We start from the raw sequence: 17,813 nt of genomic DNA on the forward strand, positions 1-17,813 counted from the left end.
TAGGGTAAAATGCGGTCGTCTTTTCGGTTCGGTACCGGCCTCCGCCCGCAGTCCCGACGGCCCGCGAAGAGCCCGCCGATGATCCGCGGTGCGGGGCGAAAGACGGCGACGAGGATTTGACGACGATGCTCGATGCGTTGTTCTCGCCGAAGTCGGTGGCGGTCGTCGGCGCGTCCAAATCACCGGAGAAGGTCGGCAACCGGATTCTCGCGAATCTGATTCAGTGTGGTTTCCCCGGGCCAGTGGTGCCGATTAATCCGACCGCGACGGAGATCCTCGGCCGGCGCTGCTACCCCAGCCTGCGCGAGTACGGGCAGGCGGTGGACTTGGCGGTGATCGTCGTACCGAAAAGCGCGGTGATGGCCGCGGTGGACGACTGTCTGGCCGCGGGGGTGCAGGCGCTCATTGTGATCACCGCCGGCTTCAAGGAAACCGGTCCGGATGGCCTGCAGGAGGAACGGGAACTGGTGCGGCGCTGCCGCGCTCGCGGCGTACGCCTCGTCGGCCCAAACTGTCTGGGGCTGCTGAACACCGAGCGGCAGCTCAACGCGTCGTTCGCGGGCATCTGGCCCGCGCGCGGTCACATCTCCTTCATGTCGCAGTCTGGCGCGCTGATGTCCGCGATCCTCGACTACGCGGCGCTGCACCGGCTGGGCATCTCGAAAATGATCAGCCTGGGCAACAAGGCGGACGTGGACGAGAACGACCTACTGGAGGCGCTCGCCGCCGATCCGGACACGAACGTGATCGTCGGCTACCTCGAGAGCATCATGGATGGCGACAAGTTCATCCGTGCGGCCGAGGGTGCGGCGTCCCGCAAGCCGGTGATCGTGTTCAAGTCCGGCGTCACCCAGGCCGGCGTGCGCGCGGCCTCCTCCCACACCGGCAGCCTCGCGGGCGCGGACATCGCCTACGGCGCGGCGTTCCGTCGCGCGGGGGTGATCCGTGCCGAGACATTCGAGCAGATGATCGACTACGCGATGGCGTTCACGATGCAGCCGCTGCCCGCCGGCCCGCGGGTTGCGGTCGTCACGAACGCTGGCGGTCCCGGTATCATGGCCGCGGACGCGGTCGAGCAGATCGGGCTGTCCATGAGTCCGCTCGCGGACGAGACGCGCGCGGCGTTGCGGCCGCACCTGCCCGAAGCGGCAAGCGTTGCGAACCCGATCGACGTGCTCGGCGATGCGGACCCCGCACGCTATGAGATCGCGGTCCGCACGGCGCTCGCGGACCCGACCGTGGACGCGGTGCTGGTGCTGCTCACGCCGCAGGCGGTCACGCGCGTGCGCGAGACGGCCGACGCAGTCGTCCGCGCCGCGGACCGGAGTAAGCCTGTGCTCGCCTCCTTCATGGGCGGCCAGGACGTCGCCGCCGCCGTCGAGGTGTTCATGCGGCAGGGCGTCCCCCACTACCCATCGCCCGAGCGCGCGGTCGCGGCGCTGTGGGCGATGCGCCAGTACGCACAGTGGCGCGCGCGGCCGCCCCGGGTGGTTGCCCGCTTCCCCGTCAACCGCCGCCGCGCGGAGCGCATCATCAACCGCCAGCTCCGGATGAACCAGCTGCAGGTCGGCGAGGTCGCCGCAAAGGAGATCCTGCGCGCCTACGAGTTCGACGTGCCGCCCGGCTTCCACGCGCTCACGCGCGAGGAGGCGGTCGAGGCGGCGGAGCGAATCGGCTTCCCGGTCGCGATGAAAATCGTCTCGCCGGACATCATCCACAAGTCCGACATCGGCGGCGTGCGGCTGAACCTTGACTCCGCCGATGCGGTGCGGGACGCGTTCGACCTCATGATGCTGCGGATCCGCCAGCGCGTACCGGAGGCTCGGCTGGACGGCGTGTACGTCGAAAAGATGTGCCCGCGTGGTCGCGAGGTGATCCTCGGCATGACGCGCGACCCCCAGTTTGGCCCGATGCTGATGTTCGGGCTCGGCGGCATCTTTGTGGAAGTGCTGAAGGACGTCACCTTCCACATCGCGCCGATTACGCGCGATGAGGCTCGCCAGATGCTCGAGGGCACCCGCTCGTACGCGCTGCTGCGCGGCGTGCGCGGCCAGGCCCGCGTGGACGTGGACGCGATCGCGGAAGGCCTTCAGCGCATCAGCCAGCTCGTCACTGACTTCCCGGAAATCCGCGAAATGGACATCAACCCGTTCATTGTCGGGCCGGTCGGCGGTGTTTCGGTCGCCGCGGACGCCCGCTTCACCCTTCAACCCCGTTCCTGAGCTATGACGAGCCCTTCACCCTCCACCGTCTCCGCCAACCCGTCCGCCCCCACCTGGGACCCGGATTGGCTCGAAAAATACCGCGACCGATGCGCAACGCCGGAGGAGGCCGTCCAGCGGCTGCGCCCCGGCCAGCGGATCTTCGTCGGCACCGGCTGCGCGCAGCCGGTGGAACTGGTGCGCGCGATGGCCGCGCGCGGCGACCTGCTCGACGTGGAAGTCGTGCACCTGCTCACGCTCGGCGACGCGCCTTACGCGAACCGGGAACTGGCGGAGAAGTTTCGCGTGAACAGCTTCTTCATCGCCGCAAATGTGCGCGGCATCATCCAGGAGGGCCTCGGCGACTACACGCCGATTTTTCTCTCCGACATTCCCCGGCTCTTCTCCAGTGGGCGGCTGCCACTCGACGCCGCGCTGATCCAGGTCACCCCGCCGGACGAGCACGGCCGCTGCAGCCTCGGCATCTCCGTCGACATCGTAAAAAGCGCCGCGGAGAACGCCCGGCTCGTGATCGCGCAGGTGAACCCGAACATGCCCCGCACGCTCGGCAACACCTTTCTCCACGTGCACGACCTCGACGTGCTGGTGCCGGTGAACTCGCCACTGGTGGAGTTCGTGCCGCCGACGCCGGACGAAACCACCCGCCGCATCGCCGAATACGTTGCCGCGCTGATTGACGACCGCTCCACCGTCGAGCTCGGCATCGGCGGCATTCCTCAGGCGGTCGCAGACGCCCTGAAGACGAAGAAGGACCTCGGCATCCACACCGAGATGTTCACCGACTCGATGATCGACCTCATCGAGTCGGGCGCGGTCACCGGCGCCTACAAGACGCTCGACCGCGGAAAAGTCGTCGCGAGTTTCTGCCTGGGCAGCCGGCGGCTCTACGACTACATCCACAACAACCCGAAGTTCGCGTTCCATCCCACCGAGTACGTGAACGACGTGGAAGTGATCGGACGGCAGTACCGGCAGGTCGCGGTGAACGTCGCGCTTGAGGTCGACCTCACCGGCCAGGTTTGCGCCGACTCGCTCGGCACCCGTTTCTACTCCGGCATCGGGGGTCAGCTCGATTTCAACCGCGGCGCCGCGCGCTCGGAGGGTGGCAAGGCGATCATCGCGTTGCGCTCCACCGCGGAAACGCCGGAGGGCCGCGTCTCGCGCATCGTCACCCGGCTGACGCCCGGCGCGGGCGTGGTGACGACCCGCGGCGACGTGCACTACGTGGTGACCGAGTACGGCGTCGCGTACCTCCATGGCAAGAGCATCCAGGAGCGCGCGATCGCGCTGATCTCGATCGCGCACCCCGACTTCCGCGGCGACCTGCTCCGCGAGGCGATCGAGGCGCGCTATCTGCGGCCGGACATGAAGGACGTCGAGGGGCGGATCGTCGTCGGACCGCCCCAGTTCCGCACCACGATGCTGTTGGAGGACGGCACACAGATCACGTTCCGGCCGATTCACCCCACCGACGAGCCGAGGATGCGCGAGCTGTTCTATGCGCTCTCGCAGGAGACGATGTACTACCGGTTCATGACGCGCACCTACCACATCCCGCGGCGCGAGTTCCACAACTTCGTGTTCATCAACCACCGCAGCGACGTCGCGATTGTCGCGACGCTGCCGGCCGCCTACGGCGAGGAGATCGTCGCGGTGGGCCGTTACTACCTCGACGAGAAGACCAACTTCGCCGAGGTCGCGTTCGTCGTGCGGGACGACTGGCAGAACCGCGGCATCGGCACCTTTCTGTTGCGCCACCTGGAAACGATCGCGAAGCGCAACGGCATCGCCGGCTTTACCGCGGAGGTGCTGAAGGAGAACCGCGCGATGCAGCGCGTCTTCCAGAAAAGCCAGCACAAAGTCACCGCGACACCGAGCGAAGACGTGATCAGCTTCCGGATCGAGTTTTCCTGAGCCGTCAGTCGCTCAACTGAGGAGCCGTCCCCATCGCCGGAGCGTGTCCTCGGCCTCGCGGATGTTCTTCGCGTCGTTCACCGAGATCCACTCCTCGCCCGGCCCCAGCATGCAGCCCGCCAGCCGCCCTTCGCCGGCGAGCGGCGCGAAGAGCAGATCCTCGATCGAGCCCCGTTCGGGCAGCCGCGGCCGCAGTGCCGCATTGAAGATGTAGATGCCGGTGCTGACCGGCACCTGCGGAAGTTGCCGGCCATACTTGAAGCCGGTGATCCGACCGTCCTCCGCCAGGTCCACCACGCTGAACCGGCAGTGAAACGGCGCCAGCGCCATCGTCACCAGCGGCCGGTGCCGCCGGTGCACCTCCTCCAGTCGCGCGAGCGACAGGTTCGTGATCTCATCACAGTTCATCGCGACGAAGTCCGCCTCGTCCACGTGCCGCTCGATCGCGAGCCGGAACCCCTCCGCGGTGCCCCCCTCCAGCGTGTGCTCGCTGAACCGGACCTCGAGCCCCGGCGCACCGCCGCGCTGCACAAACTCGACGATCCGATCGCCCCGCCAGGCGATGCCGATCACGACGCGACGGATCCCCTGCTCGCGCAGCCAGTCAAGAATCCAGCCGATCAGCGGCCGCCCGCCGACGGGCACCATCGCCTTCGGCCGGTCGTCGGTGAGGGGTTTCAGCCGCTCACCGCGACCGCCCGCGATCACCACCGCGGTCCGCATCATCCGCTCAGCCCTCCGCCGCGGCGGGCCGGCGCACGCGGCCGACCACGATCGCGTTCGCACAGGGATACGGCTCCCCGAACTTCGCGCTGCTCACTTCCGCCCACTCCGCCTCCTGCCAGCGGTTGTCCCGGCTGACCCGCCTTAGAAAACGCCGTTCATCGAACTGCAGCCGGTCCGCCGCCAGCAGCCCGTCCACCTCTGGGTTGTAGCCCAGCGGCATCGTGACCAGCAGCTCGCCGCCCGGTGCCAGCATCGCGCACATCGCCTCGAATGCGCGCATCACTTTGCCCGGCTCGCGGGGCACCTCATCCCAGCCGACGTGCTCGAGCGTCGAAATGCAAAGGATCAGGTCGAATGGCGCCCCGGGCCGGTAGTTCACGATGTCCTCGTTGACCACCCCCGCAGCGCGCTCGTACTTGTCCACCACCACGTGCGGAAAATCCGCGTAGGCGCCCAGCACGTTGCCGACCTCGAGGATCCGCGAGCCGGCACGCCGCTCCACTGCGCGCAGCGCGATCGGAATCTCCACCGTTCGTTCGTTGTCGAGGATGAAGGGGTGCACCCAGTGGCGATAGGTCTCTCCCCCCAGCGTGAACGCCGGCGCCCCGCGCGCGCGACGCCAGGCCCACACCGCGCCGCGGTGCGCGATCTTCCATGCGAGCGATGGCAACGACCTGCCCTCCGCGGCGGCGGCCAGCCGCACCTGTTCCCACGCCTTCGCCAGCGTCCGCGCGTTCATCGAGAGTTGGTGCGGCGCCCCCGCCGGATCACCTCGAGCGCGCCCGCCAGATCGCACGCGACCGCGTCGGGCATCGCGTCGCCGTCGTCGAAGAGTTTTTCGAGCACCTCGGGCTTCAGCCGGCCAACAAACAGCGTCCAGCAGCCGGCTGCGCGTCCGGCCTGCACATCCACCACGCCGTCCCCCACCATCCAGCTTCCCCGCAGACGCAGCTGGCGCTCCCGCGCGGCGCGCCGCAAAAGGCCGGGTTTCGGCTTCCGGCAGCTGCAGGCGCGCACCGACGGATGATGCGGGCACCAGTAGATCGCGTCCCACGCAGCGCCCTCCGCGGCCAGCAGCTCCGCGAGGCGGCGGTGCACCGCCTCCAGCTCAGCCTCCGTCAGCGTCCCCTTCGCGATGCCGGGCTGGTTGGTGACCACAATCACCTCGTAGCCGAGCTGCCGCACCCCGCGCAGGAACGCCGCGGCGCCGGCCCGCAGCCGCACCTGCTCCGGCCGGCGCGGCGAGTCCATCGTGCCGTGCGTCTCGTCGTACACCATCTCGTTCAGGGTGCCGTCGCGGTCCACGAACACCGCGGCGCGGCCGGCGCCGGACCGCTGGCCGGCGGCGATCGTACGGGAACGGGTGCGCCCGCTCAGGGCTCGATCGTCTCCATCCGCGCGTTCAGCACCAGATCGCGGTTCATCGCGACGCGCGGGCCGAGCCGGCGGATGAACCGCGCCGCGACGGGCCGCTTGTACTCCCAGCGCTCCGCTTGCCGCAACAGCAGCCACGCCGCGTAGATCTCCACAAACATGTCGATCACCTGCGGGCCGACCATCTCGCGGAATGCAGCGTCCTTGTCGCGCAGCCATCCGATCACCGAGCGGTACGCCTCGAAGCAGCGGTTCACCTCGTCCTGCAGCCGCCCGAGGTCGCTGTCCGCAAACGTGTGCGCGGCGAGCGCGGCGGTGAGGTCGTCCAAGTCGCCCCGCACCAGCCGCGGAATCGCCCAGTTGATCTGAATCTGCGAGGTGCCCTCGTAGATGTTCGTGATGCGGACGTCCCGGTAGAGCCGCTCGATCGGATACTCCTGCATGAAGCCGTTGCCGCCGTGGATCTGCAGCGCGTCGTAGACGATGCGGTTGGCGACCTCGGTGGTGTAGTACTTCGCGATTGGCGTGAGCGCCTCCGCGTAGCGGCCGTAGCGGCGGGTCTCCTCGCGCAGTCCGCGCGCCTCCGCGCCCTGATGCAGGTCCACGATCTCGCTGACCGCATACAGCACCGCGCGGGACGCCTGCGCGAGCATATGCAGGTCGGCGAGCATCGCGGCGACCTGCGGCAGTTCACGGATCGGCCGGCCGAACTGTTCGCGCTGCCGCGCGTAGGCCTCCGCCTCCGCGAGCGCGGCCTGAATGATGCCCTGCGCCTGCGCACCGATCGCCAGCCGCGCCGCCAGCATCAGCCAAGCGGTGTACCGAGCCAGCCCCATGCCGCGCGCGCCGATCAGATACGCCGGGCACTCGTCGAACTGCAGCTCGCAGGTCGGCGAGCCGTGAATGCCCAACTTGTGCTCGATGCGGCGCACGCGCACCCGCGGGTTCTTTTCCACCAGGAAAAAGCTCAGCCCCCGCCCGCCGCCCTTCTTCTCCGGATCCTCGCTGCGGGCCAGCACCAGGATCACGTCGCCGCAGCCGTTGGTGATGAAACGCTTCGTGCCGCTGATCGTCCACAGACCGGTCGCCGGGTCCTGCTGCGCCGCCAGGCCGCCGCCCGCCGCGTCCTTCGCGCGCGTCTGCACTGCGGCCAGGTCGCTGCCGGCGTCGGGCTCGGTCAGCGCCATCGCGCCGGTGAACTCGCCGGTGCTCATCCGCGGCAGGTAGCGCGCCTTCAGCTCCTCCGACGCGAACTGCGCGATCGTCTCCGCGATGCCGCCCTGCAGCCCGAAAAAGTTCATCAGCGAGGCATCTGCCTGCGAAATGATCTCGATCGCGGCGGTGTACACCGTCTCCGGAAACTGCAGCCCGCCATAGCGGCGCGGAATCGTCATGCCCATCAGCTGCGCGTCGCGCAGGTCCTTCAGATTGCGCTGCAGCGCCTCCGGAAACACCACCTGGCCGTTCTCGAACCGGCAGCCGATGTCGTCGACTTCCTCCGCGCGCGGCGCAATGCGGTTCGCCGCGATCTCCCCGACGGGGTCCCGCAACATCTCCACAAACGTCGCCTTCGCCTCGTCCGCGTCCGCCCACGGGCAGTCGCCCTCGCCCAGCGTCTCCTTCCAGGCGAGGATCGCCGGCCAGTCCACCATCTGCTCCACAATGAACGCCAGATCCCGGTTGTCGGTGTAGAAGTTGGCCATCCGAGCGCTGTCCTTTCCTGTCGGCTCGCGGTGTTCTATCGGATTGCGGCGCACGAATCGAGCCGCACGCGAAGGCCCCGTCAGCGCGCGCGCGGCGGCTCGCGAAACGCGATCGCGGCGGTGTCCAGATAGGCGCGCCAGTCCTCCAGCGTCAAATTGTGGGGCCCGGCGCGGATGTGGTAGGCGAGCCCGTCGCCGCGCATCACCTCGCCGATCGGTGGCATTTGGTCTGAGGGCAGCCCCGCGCGCCCGAGCAGCCGGTACACCGGCCCCGCGTGCCAGGCGCCGAGAAACTCCCCGCGCGGATCCGCCCAGATGTCCTCCTCCGCGCTGCCCACGTGCACCCACCGGGGCGCGACCAGCGCAATCAGCATATGGTGATCCACCGGCAGCTCGTGTTCGCGGTTCGCGTAGGTCTTGAAGTTCGCATTGAACCAGTGCGGAAACCCGCGGTTGATGATCTCGACGGTCTCCCGGCCAGGAAAACGGCGTCGCAGAATGTTCGCACCGCCGCAGCCGGACTCGTTCACGCAGGCCAGCGCGAAACGCTCGTCCTGCGCGGCCGCCCACAGCGCGGTCTTCCCGCCGCGCGAGTGCCCGACCACCGCAATCCGCCCGCCGTCAATCGCCGGCAGCCCGGCCAGCACGTCCACAATCCGGCTCGCCGCCCACGCCCACGCGGCCAGCGTTCCCCAGTCGTCCGGCTTCGGATCGCCCTCCGCAAACAGGCCCCGCACACCGCGCGCGAAACCGTCGGGGCGGTCCGGATCCACGTCGCGCACATAATAGGCGGCCGTCGCATAGCCGCGGCCGAGAATTTCCGGCACCGGCCAGAACTGGTCATCCGCCGGACGCTCCGCCTCGAGCACGACGTTCGTCCGGTTGCAGATCAGCAGCACCAGCGGCACCGGCCCCTCGCGCTCGGGCGTAAACAGCGAGACTGAAAACGTCAGCTCACGATCGCGGTGCCGCGCCGTCAGCGCGATGCGCCGCCAGGTCGCCTTCAGCGAGGGCACCGCCTGCTCCGCCACCAGCTTCCACTCCAGCGGCCGCTGTGCCGCCGCCGGCACCCGCCCGTACACATGCTCGCGAAACAGCTCCAGCACCTCCCCCCGCCGACGCGCGATCCACTCCTCCGCCGACGCCACCGCGGAGCCGTCCGCATACCGCAGCGGGTCCGGTAGCGTGTAGGGCGGCATGTCAGGCGGATCGTCACGAAAACGGCGCAGCGCCGGCGCGCCGGCCGGCTCCGCCGCCCGGCCCAGCGTCCCCGCCACCGTCGCGGCCAGTAGAAGCGTCTGCATCCTCATGGTTCGACCTCCGATGCCGAGCGCGCGGGCGCAAACTCCAGCCAGTCCAGCTCCGCGACCGCCCGGCTGTGCGTGTACTGAGAGTTGCAACTGATGCTGATCGCAAACCTCTCCGGCGGCTCGCCGCCCACCAGCCGGCGCCAGTCGTCGGCGACGTTCCGCTCCTCAACCACAAACCCCGTGCCGCTCTCTCGGTTCCGCAACGCGATCCAGTGTACCCGAACCAGGCCGCCGGCGTAACTGACCGCACCCGTCGCGCCGACCGGCGTCGCGGTCTCCCACCGATACGCCAGACTCGTGCGGCGAAGCCCCCGGCCGGCCCCGATGTACAACCCCACCGCCTGGTCGTCGCGATCGGGTCGCCGTCCGTCCGCATCCGTCGGCCATTCGAGCACCCGCCATCGCCAGCGCAAAATCGGCGTCCGACTGAGACTCACGTTGTCCACCGGCATCAGCAACGCGCCGGAAGCCCCTTCCGCGGTCATCCGCAGCGCCCGCCCACCCGCCGCATCCGTCAGCGGCACGATTTCAAATCGAGCGAGCGGCGTGCCCGGCCGGCCGCGCACCTCCGCACCGGGAGGCAGCTCAATGAACTCCTCCCGATACACCGGCCGCAGATCCCCCATCGCCGACAACGTGCCCAGACCCGCCACGGCAGCCCACCCGCCCAGCCGCCGCTTCACGTTGCCGGATTGCACGTTGCCGAACACGACTCTGAAGTATCGCCACAAAATCGTTCGCCGTCCACGCACGGCGCTCCGCGGTCCGACACCCCCCCACCTCCAAGCCTTGGACGGGCCTCCCTCCCGGCCCTCCAATCCTGGGACGCGTTCCGCGGCCCCTCAGCCCGCCTCCCCAAGCGCCTCGAGCGCCTCGTATGGGTAGATGGAAGGCCCGTGCCCGTCGGACCATCCAACCGACACCGCATAGTTGCCCATCGGCTCGATCCCGGCTGGCTCGACCGCCGCGGGTGGCGGGGCGCGCCGCTGTGCGCACTCGGCACACCCGCAGGCCTCGCGCAACCGCCGCGGCGAAATCACAAATGTGCGGCCGTCCGCCCGGCGCACGATCACGCCGCGCGACGGCTCCCACATCACCACCGGCGGCCGCGCCGCACCGAGCCGCACGCGGCTGAGCTCCCGCACCACCCGGTCCGCCAGCTCCAGAAACGCGGCCGCGACCTCTCCCGCCGGCTCCGCAAACACCACCGGCCGACCGCGATCGCCCCACCGGGACAGCTCCGCCCAGATCGGCAGCTCCGCCGACACCGGCAGCCCAAACTCGCGAACCAGCTGCTCCCGCGCGCCGCTCCCGAACGGATGATGCACCGCGCCGCAGTCCGGACACCGGTACCGGCTCATGTTCTCGACCACCCCGATCACCGGCACCTTCAGCCGCTGAAACATCCGAATGCCCTTCACCACGTCCACGCGGCTGAGCTCCTGCGGTGTCGTGACGATCAGCGCGCCCGTGATGTTCGCGCGCTGCATCAGCGTGAGGTGAATGTCGCCGGTGCCAGGGGGCAGATCGAGAACCAGATAGTCCAGCTCACCCCAGCGGGTCTGCGTCAGAAGCTGGTCCAGTACCTGGCTGACCATCGGCCCCCGCATGATCGCCGGGTCGCCACCCGGCGCCGCAAATCCGAACGACATCACCCGCAGCCCTTCCACCACCAGCGGCAGCAGTGCGCCGTCCGCGACGCGGATCGCGGGATCCTCCGGCCGCAGCATGGTCGGCAGGCTCGGACCAAAGATGTCCGCATCAAACAGCCCCACCTGACCGCCTCGCCGCAGAAGGGCACCGGCCAGATTCACCGCGACGGTGGACTTCCCCACACCACCCTTGCAACTGCCCACGGCGAGGATCGTGCCGACCTGGGCCAGCCCGTCCGCACGGGGCGCGACCTGCGCCGGCCGCTCGGAGGTGATCTCGACGGCCACCGACCGCACCCACTCCAGCCGCCGCAGCCGCGCTTCGCACTGGCGCCGGAAATCCTCACGCAGCGGACAGGCCGGCGTCGTCAGCCGGAGCGTGAAACGTAGATGCCCATCCTCCAACCCGCGCAGGTCGCGCACAAACCCCAGCGAAACGATGTCCCGCCCCAGATCGGGATCCTCGATCGAGCGCAGCGCCTCCAGGACCTCGCGTTCACGATCGACGGGCGAGTTCACCGGTGCCGCCGGTTCAGTCCGGCATCCCGCCGCCGAGCACGGGTTCCTCGCCCACTTCCGGCACGTACTCGGTGGGCCGCTCAAACACCCCAACCATCAGCCGCCAGATGTCGGTGTTATCCCATCGGCCGCCCACTCGCTCCGCTCCAGGACCGGTCGCCCAGATCGGCACGGTCGCACCGGTGTGGCTGCGGCCAGCCCACGTCACCACCGGCATTCGGCCCGCCCCCTGACCCGCAACGACCTTCAAGCCGCCCGTCTCGTGGTCCGCGGTCACCACCACCAGCGTATCGCCCCGCGCGACCGCCCACTCGACGATTTCCCGAACCGCACGGTCGAACTCGATCGTCTCGTAGATCATCCGCTCCAGGTGATTGCCGTGGGCGGCCTTGTCGATGTTGGCGCCCTCGATCATCAGGAAAAAGCCGTTCGTCCCCTGCTCCACCAGCCGGGCCGCCGCGCGCGCCATCTCGGAAAGGTGTGGCAGCCGTTCGTACTCCCGCCGCGTGGTGTGCGCGTGGTCGTACTCGTAGCACATCGGGCCGCCGTCGCCGAAGAGCCCCAGCAGCCGCGGCGGCGGATTCGACACCGCAGCCAGCAGCGACTGGCGGTTCGTCACCACCAGCCAACCCGCGGCTCTGGCCGGGTCCGGCCGCAGCGGTACCCTCGGATTACGGTCGGGCGCGCCCAGCATCACGTGAACGTTGGTCGCCGCCAACAGCTGGTGTGCGATCGCGACCGCCTCGCCGCGGTTGGTCACGTGCGCGATAAACGCGGCCGGCGTTGCATCGGTGAGATGCGCAGTGGTAACGATGCCGACCCGCCGCCCCTCACGCGCGAACCGCTCCACAATCGTTTCGAGCGGCGTACCGTCGCCCGGCAAGGCGAGGCTCAGCACCCCGTTGAACACTTTCCGGCCCGTCGCCATCGCGGTCGCTGCAGCCGCCGAATCGGTGACCTTCGGCGGCGTCGCCGCCGGGTCCGCGCCCGGCGGCAGGCGCCAGGCGGGCGTCGTGACGACCTCGCCGCGGTGCGGCAATGACTCCATGAAGAGCGCTCCCTCCCGCCCGTGCACATAGAGCGACGCGGCACGCAGATGCTCGAACCCCATGCCGTCTCCGATCATCAGCACGATGTTCGTGACCGCCGCACAGGCCGCGCCACTGCCCCACACCATAATGCCGGCCAGCGTCAGCCGCCATGCGGTGACCCAACTCCATCTACCGTGATGTCTTTTCATGAGAGGCCCCACAACCTACGCGCGGCGGCAGGGAGGGGCAAGTCAGGTCCCAGCGCCGCGCCCCGCCGTCCCAGTCGCGGATGTGTTCGCGATGCGAACGGTGTACGATCGCGGCCCATGACGGTCCACCCGACCAGGGATGAGGGCGCGCAGTGCCTGCCGGTGTTCCGTGCCCCACCGCGGCGCGCGGCTCGCCGCCTCACGCCCCGAAGCGGGAACGCGGACGCGCGACGATGAAAATCGGCCTGGCGCTCGGCGGTGGCGGCGTGCGGGGGCTCGCGCACATCCCGGTGTTGGAAGCGTTCGACGAGGCGGGCGTCATTCCCGCTGCAGTCGCCGGAACGAGCATGGGCGCGATCCTGGGCGCCCTCTACGCGGCGGGGCGCTCCGGCCGCGCGATTCGCCGCCGCGTGCTCAGCCGCGCGCCGGCCAGCCGCGATGCGTGGCGGCGCTTCCTGCGCAACCGGGCGGCGCTCGCGCGGTGGTTGCGCGCTATCCGCCCCGACTTCCGCCAGGGGGGCCTGTTGCGCACCGACCGTGTGATTGGGCTGCTGGCGGACGATCTGCCCTGTGAGACGTTCGAAGAACTGCGCATTCCGCTGCGCGTCGTCGCGGCGGACTTCTGGACCGGCGAGGCCCTGGTACTGGACCGCGGCCCGCTGTTGTCCGCGATCCAGGCGAGCATGGCGGTGCCCGGCGTCTTCGCGCCGGTCGAACGTGATGGCCACCTGCTGGTGGATGGCGGGCTGGTGAACCTCGTGCCTTGGGACCTGCTGCGCGACCGCTGCGATCGGGTGATCGCGGTGCACGTCGCCGCCGCCGCACCGCCGCGCCAACGGCACCGCGTGCCGACCGTCGCGGAAGCGGTGCTCGGCGCGTTCGACATCGGCCACGCGGCACTACTCGCGGAGCGGCTGCGCGTCTCGCCGCCGGATCTCTGGGTGCCGGTGCCGCTGCGCGACATCGGCATCTTCGAGTTCACGCGCGCGCAGGAGGCGCTCCGCCGCGGCGAGGCCGCCGCGGCGACGGTGCGGCAGGCGCTCGCCGAATGGACCGGAGGTACTGCCCCCGCATGAACCCGGATCAGCTCCGTCAGCTCGATCGCGCGCACGTGTGGCACCCCTACACGCCGCGGCCCGACGTCGACCGCGGGCTGCCGATCATCGTGCGCGCCGAAGGCCCCTGGCTGTTCGACACCGAGGGGCGCCGATGGTTCGACGGGATCGCCTCCTGGTGGTGCAGCGCCGTCGGCCATAATCACCCGCGCATCGTTGCGGCGATCCGGCGCCAAGTGGGCGAGCTCGATCACAGCATCCTCGGCGGTCTCGCGCATCCGGCCGCCGTGCGACTCGCCGCGGAGCTGGCGCGGATGATGCCCGACTCTCGCGCGCATGTGCACTTCGCCTCCGACGGCGCCAGCGCGGTCGAGGCGGCGGTGAAGATCGCGCTGCAGTATCACGCGATCACCGGCGCCCCGGAGCGCACCGAGCTGGTCGCGCTCGAGGGCGCCTATCACGGGGACACTCTCGGCGCGATCGGCCTCGGCTTCCTCGAGCACTTCCATGCGCCGTTCCGTACCGTGTGCCGGCGCGCCATCCGCGTGCCGCCCCCCTGTGGAGGCGTCACGGTCGGCGAGGCGACCGCCGCGGCGCGCGACGCGTTCGCGCAGCACCGCGGGCGCATTGCGGCGGTGATCGTGGAACCGATGGTCCAGGGCGCGGCCGGCATGCGGATGTACGCGGCGGAATGGCTCCGGGAGCTCTACGGCCTGGCGCGCGACGCCGGCGCGCTGTTCATCGCCGACGAAATCGCGACCGGCTTCGGACGCACCGGACGCTGGTTCGCGTTCGAGCACGCCGGCATCGCCCCGGACATCGTGTGCGTCGGCAAGGCGCTCTCCGGCGGCACGCTGCCGATCAGCGCGGCGATCGTGCGCGACCACATCTACGACGCGTTCGACGGCCGCTCACCGGAACGCACCTTCTTGCATGGCCACACCTTCGCCGGCCAGCCTGTGGCGGCCGCCGCCGCGCTCGCCGCACTGGAACTGTACCGCGAGCTCGACCTGCCCGCGCTCGCCGTCCGGATCGGCGTCGCGCTCGAGCAGCGATGGGCGGCGCTGCGGGGGCAGCCGGCGGTGCGCGAGGTCCGCATCCTCGGCGCGGTCGGCGCGATCGAGCTCGGCGGCTCCGCGCCGGCCGCGGCCGCCGCGCAAGTGCGCGACGAACTGCGCCGGCGCGCGATCCTGCTGCGACCGCTCGGCGGCGTCGTGTACCTGATGCCCCCGCTGACCACTCCGGAGCCGGACCTCGCCGCGGTCGCCGACGCGGTGCGGGAGGCCACGTTGGGCGCCCTCTGAGCCGGCCGGCGAGGTCAGACTTCGCGCGCGGGCGGGGTGACCGCGGGGCGGGACGGCGGTAGCACCGGCGGTGCGCGCAGCAGCCGGAGGCCTCGGCGCACATACTGCACTGCCGACACCACCAGGCCCGCCGCGCTGACCGCCGCCAGCCCCCCCACCAGCCGCGACGGCAGCGCACCGAGCGCCGCCACCACACAGGCCATCTGCAGCGCGGTCGCCGCCTTGCCGACCAGCGTCGGCCGGATCTCCACGGGGCCGGTGTGGTGATGCAGCGCGCCGGCGCCGATCGCCAGCAGCAGATCCCGGCTGAACGCGATCAGCGCGAACCACACCGGCAGCTGCGGCTGCAACCCCGGCTGGCCGGGTGCGGTGAGCGTGAGGATCGCTGACCAGAGCAGCAGCTTGTCCGCCAGCGGGTCCAGCAGCGCGCCCAGCCGCGAGATCTCGCCGCGCGAGCGGGCGAGAAAGCCATCCAGCGCGTCGGTGAGCGCAACGACCAGAAACACCACGAACGCCGCCCACCGGAAGCCGGGCTGCGGCGCACCCCCGGAGAGTGAAATCCGGTAGTACACCATCATCGAAACAAACACCGGAATACCCACGAACCGCAGCAGCGTGACTTTCGTCGCGAGGGTGAGCCGCAGCGGGGCCGCCGCGGCGTCGGCAGGGGGCCCGCTCATCGCGACGCCGCCGCATCCGCGCGCGCGATGGCGCGCTGCAGGCGCGCGAGCACCCTCTCGCGGCCGAGCACCTCGAGCATTGCAAACAGACCCGGGCCGGCCGGCGTCCCCGATACTGCGATCCGCACCGCGTGAATCAGGTCGGCGGCCGGCCGCTGCACCTCCGCCGCAACGCTCTTCAGCTCCGCCTCCAGCGGTGCCGCGGACCAGTGCGGCAGTTGCGCCCACCGGCGCCGCAGCACGTCGAGCGCCGCCGGAATGCCCTCCCGCACAACCCGCTTGCGCCAGGCCGCCTCATCCACCGGATAGTCCTCGCTGAAGAAGTACCTCGTCTGCGCCGCAGTATCGCTGAACACCTTGATCCGGTCCTGCATCACCTCCAACACCCGCAGCAGGTCGGCCGGGTCCGGATTCAGCCCGTGCGCGCGAAGGTCCCTCAAGTGCCCCTCGATCCGCTCCGCCGCCGGCAGCCGCCGCATGTACTCGCCGTTCATCCACAACAGCTTCGTGAGGTCGAACTGCGCGGGCGAGGGCTGCACGCGCTCAAACGAAAAGGCCTCGATCAGCTCGGCGCGGCTCATCAACTCCCGGCCGTCGCCCGGCGACCAGCCCAGCAGCGCCAAATAGTTGAACAGCGCGTCCGGCAGAATGCCGCGGTCGCGGAACTCGCCAACGTACGCGGCGCCGTCACGCTTCGAATAGGGCTTGCCCTGCGCGTTCACGATCATCGGCAGGTGCGCGTACCGGGGCACCGGCGCACCGAGCGCGCGGAACAGCGCGATGTGACGAAACGTGTTCTCCACGTGGTCGTCGCCACGGATCACGTGCGTGACGCGCATCTCGATGTCGTCCAGCACATTCGCCAGATGAAACACCGGATGGCCATCGGAGCGAACGATCACAAAGTCCCGCAGATCGGCCGCGGCCTTCCGCAGGCGGCCCTTCACCAGATCGTCGAACTCGATGTCGCAGCCGGGCATCCGGAACACGATGCACTCGCCGCGGCCAGTACCCCCCTTGTCCTCCCGGTACGCATGACCTGCGGCGAGGAGCCGCTCGGCCGCTGCCAGGTGGGCTTCACGCCGCGCGGACTGATACAGGGGCGGCTCGTCCCAGTTCAGCCCGAGCCACTCCATCGCTTCGATCAGCGTGCGGCAGGCCTCGGGCGTCGAGCGTTCGCGGTCGGTGTCCTCAATGCGCAACAAGAACCGCCCGCCGGTGTGCCGCGCGAACAGCCAGTTGAAGATCGCCGCGCGGATATTGCCGATGTGCACATGGCCGGTCGGGCTGGGCGCAAACCGGGTTCGAATCTCGCTCATGCCAGTCTCCGGACGGCGCGCCGGGCGCCGCACCGACCGCTACTGTAACACAGCAGGGCGTGAACGCTTAGCCCCCCGGTGGCGTCCACGCCGAGGCCGAACCGATGCGTCCGCCAAGCGCGGCCTCCGCGACGCTGCGGCCGTCGGCAAGCACCGGCGCCCGGCGCGGAATCCAGAGCCGCCGGCGCGCCCGCGCGATCAGCCGGTAGCCAGGGCTCAAAAACAGCAGCGCATCGAGCTGTGTGAGCCACCAGGTCGGCCACGCCCATCGCCGCCACACCACCGCCTGCGCGCGGCACAGCGTAATCGGGTCGGGCCGGCCCGCCGCGTCCTGCTCCGCCCGCCGCCGCGCGGCCCGGCGAGCGAGTCGGTCGGCCAGCTCCATCATCAGCCGCCCGTAGCGCCGGCACTCCTGCAGGTCGAAGCCGTCCTTCAACACGTCATAGAGCCGCGCGACGGTATATCCCGCCCGCATCTCGCCGCCGAGGCCCAACCAGCGCAGCGGCGCGACGCGCGTCGCGAACGGCACGTTCACCACCAGACGCCCCGCCGGCTTCAGCACCCGGTGACACTCGCGCACCGCGGTCGCGGGCTCCGCCACCTCCTCGAAGCCGCTGATCCACACCACCACGTCGAAATGCTGTTCCTCAAACGGCAGCGGCGCCGCCGGCTCCCACGCCGCAACACATCGGTCCTCGCAAAGGAACCGCAGCGTTTCCAACGCCACGCCGGGCCGCTCGAGGCTCGTCCACTCCCCCCCGCGCTCGCGCAGCAGCGCGCTCGCCCACCCGCCCC

General features: G+C 70.1%; 15 protein-coding genes. 4 read left to right on the plus strand and 11 right to left on the minus strand.

Features of this window, described 5'->3' with window-relative positions; genetic code table 11:
• The first annotated feature begins 125 nt into the window (after positions 1–125).
• Together N2652_06605 and N2652_06610 are read left to right on the plus strand one after the other, a co-directional pair.
• Positions 126–2,222 (plus strand): acetate--CoA ligase family protein, encoded by a 2,097-nt coding sequence (locus N2652_06605; GenBank protein MCX7818860.1) that lies wholly within the window; start codon positions 126–128, stop codon positions 2,220–2,222.
• Between the two features lie 3 nt (positions 2,223–2,225).
• On the plus strand, positions 2,226–4,136 hold the full coding sequence (locus N2652_06610; GenBank protein MCX7818861.1) for a GNAT family N-acetyltransferase: 1,911 nt from the start codon (positions 2,226–2,228) through the stop codon (positions 4,134–4,136).
• 12 nt (positions 4,137–4,148) lie between these two features.
• On the opposite strand, the gene N2652_06615 is transcribed toward N2652_06610, so the two are convergent.
• From N2652_06615 to N2652_06650, 8 genes are all read right to left on the minus strand, one after another.
• Positions 4,149–4,862, minus strand: coding sequence for a nucleotidyltransferase family protein (locus N2652_06615; GenBank protein ID MCX7818862.1), 714 nt, complete (start codon positions 4,860–4,862; stop codon positions 4,149–4,151).
• 4 nt (positions 4,863–4,866) lie between these two features.
• Entirely contained in the window at positions 4,867–5,601 is a 735-nt protein-coding gene (locus tag N2652_06620) for a class I SAM-dependent methyltransferase (protein ID MCX7818863.1), read from the minus strand.
• Positions 5,598–6,167, minus strand: coding sequence for an HAD-IIIA family hydrolase (locus N2652_06625; GenBank protein MCX7818864.1), 570 nt, complete (start codon positions 6,165–6,167; stop codon positions 5,598–5,600). The genes N2652_06620 and N2652_06625 overlap by 4 nt, the downstream gene beginning before the upstream one ends.
• Before the next feature lie 68 nt (positions 6,168–6,235).
• Positions 6,236–7,939, minus strand: coding sequence for an acyl-CoA dehydrogenase family protein (locus N2652_06630; protein MCX7818865.1), 1,704 nt, complete (start codon positions 7,937–7,939; stop codon positions 6,236–6,238).
• A gap of 80 nt (positions 7,940–8,019) precedes the next feature.
• The gene (locus tag N2652_06635) at positions 8,020–9,249 is read right to left on the minus strand and encodes an acetylxylan esterase (protein ID MCX7818866.1); all 1,230 of its coding nucleotides are present in this window, start codon (positions 9,247–9,249) and stop codon (positions 8,020–8,022) included.
• Positions 9,246–10,001, minus strand: coding sequence for a DUF3047 domain-containing protein (locus N2652_06640; GenBank protein ID MCX7818867.1), 756 nt, complete (start codon positions 9,999–10,001; stop codon positions 9,246–9,248). Before N2652_06640 ends, N2652_06635 begins: the two co-directional genes overlap by 4 nt.
• Positions 10,002–10,091: 90 nt before the next feature.
• Positions 10,092–11,420, minus strand: coding sequence for a P-loop NTPase (locus N2652_06645; GenBank protein ID MCX7818868.1), 1,329 nt, complete (start codon positions 11,418–11,420; stop codon positions 10,092–10,094).
• A 13-nt stretch (positions 11,421–11,433) separates the two neighbouring features.
• A complete protein-coding gene (locus N2652_06650) occupies positions 11,434–12,660 on the minus strand; it encodes an alkaline phosphatase (protein ID MCX7818869.1) in 1,227 nt (408 codons plus the stop codon).
• A 233-nt stretch (positions 12,661–12,893) separates the two neighbouring features.
• On the opposite strand from N2652_06650, the gene N2652_06655 reads away from it, so the two are divergent.
• Both N2652_06655 and bioA read left to right on the plus strand, forming a co-directional pair.
• Positions 12,894–13,736: a patatin-like phospholipase family protein gene (locus N2652_06655; GenBank protein ID MCX7818870.1), complete on the plus strand. Its 843-nt coding sequence runs from the start codon at positions 12,894–12,896 to the stop codon at positions 13,734–13,736.
• Complete coding sequence (gene bioA / locus N2652_06660; protein ID MCX7818871.1) at positions 13,733–15,019, plus strand: adenosylmethionine--8-amino-7-oxononanoate transaminase; 1,287 nt, start codon at positions 13,733–13,735, stop codon at positions 15,017–15,019. The genes N2652_06655 and bioA overlap by 4 nt, the downstream gene beginning before the upstream one ends.
• A 14-nt stretch (positions 15,020–15,033) precedes the next feature.
• Here the strand turns inward: bioA and N2652_06665 are convergent, their stop codons facing one another.
• The 3 genes from N2652_06665 to N2652_06675 all read right to left on the minus strand — a co-directional run.
• Positions 15,034–15,699, minus strand: a complete 666-nt coding sequence (locus N2652_06665) for a CDP-alcohol phosphatidyltransferase family protein (GenBank protein ID MCX7818872.1) — start codon at positions 15,697–15,699, stop codon at positions 15,034–15,036.
• Positions 15,696–17,018 (minus strand): glutamate--tRNA ligase, encoded by a 1,323-nt coding sequence (locus tag N2652_06670; GenBank protein MCX7818873.1) that lies wholly within the window; start codon positions 17,016–17,018, stop codon positions 15,696–15,698. The genes N2652_06665 and N2652_06670 overlap by 4 nt, the downstream gene beginning before the upstream one ends.
• Before the next feature lie 67 nt (positions 17,019–17,085).
• A partial coding sequence (locus N2652_06675) for a class I SAM-dependent methyltransferase (GenBank protein MCX7818874.1) occupies positions 17,086–17,813 on the minus strand: 728 nt, incomplete at its 5' end.

The sequence above is a fragment of the Kiritimatiellia bacterium genome, from assembly GCA_026417735.1.
Lineage (GTDB): Bacteria > Verrucomicrobiota > Kiritimatiellia > PWTM01 > PWTM01 > CAACVY01.

Excerpts from the sequence above, each read along its gene's own strand:
- N2652_06605 (MCX7818860.1), top strand. The coding sequence starts at position 126 with ATGCTCGATGCGTTGTTCTCGCCGAAGTCGGTGGCGGTCGTCGGCGCG.
- N2652_06610 (MCX7818861.1), top strand. The coding sequence starts at position 2,226 with ATGACGAGCCCTTCACCCTCCACCGTCTCCGCCAACCCGTCCGCCCCC.
- N2652_06615 (MCX7818862.1), bottom strand. The coding sequence starts at position 4,862 with ATGATGCGGACCGCGGTGGTGATCGCGGGCGGTCGCGGTGAGCGGCTG.
- N2652_06620 (MCX7818863.1), bottom strand. The coding sequence starts at position 5,601 with ATGAACGCGCGGACGCTGGCGAAGGCGTGGGAACAGGTGCGGCTGGCC.
- N2652_06630 (MCX7818865.1), bottom strand. The coding sequence starts at position 7,939 with ATGGCCAACTTCTACACCGACAACCGGGATCTGGCGTTCATTGTGGAG.
- N2652_06635 (MCX7818866.1), bottom strand. The coding sequence starts at position 9,249 with ATGAGGATGCAGACGCTTCTACTGGCCGCGACGGTGGCGGGGACGCTG.
- N2652_06650 (MCX7818869.1), bottom strand. The coding sequence starts at position 12,660 with ATGAAAAGACATCACGGTAGATGGAGTTGGGTCACCGCATGGCGGCTG.
- N2652_06655 (MCX7818870.1), top strand. The coding sequence starts at position 12,894 with ATGAAAATCGGCCTGGCGCTCGGCGGTGGCGGCGTGCGGGGGCTCGCG.
- bioA (MCX7818871.1), top strand. The coding sequence starts at position 13,733 with ATGAACCCGGATCAGCTCCGTCAGCTCGATCGCGCGCACGTGTGGCAC.
- N2652_06665 (MCX7818872.1), bottom strand. The coding sequence starts at position 15,699 with ATGAGCGGGCCCCCTGCCGACGCCGCGGCGGCCCCGCTGCGGCTCACC.
- N2652_06670 (MCX7818873.1), bottom strand. The coding sequence starts at position 17,018 with ATGAGCGAGATTCGAACCCGGTTTGCGCCCAGCCCGACCGGCCATGTG.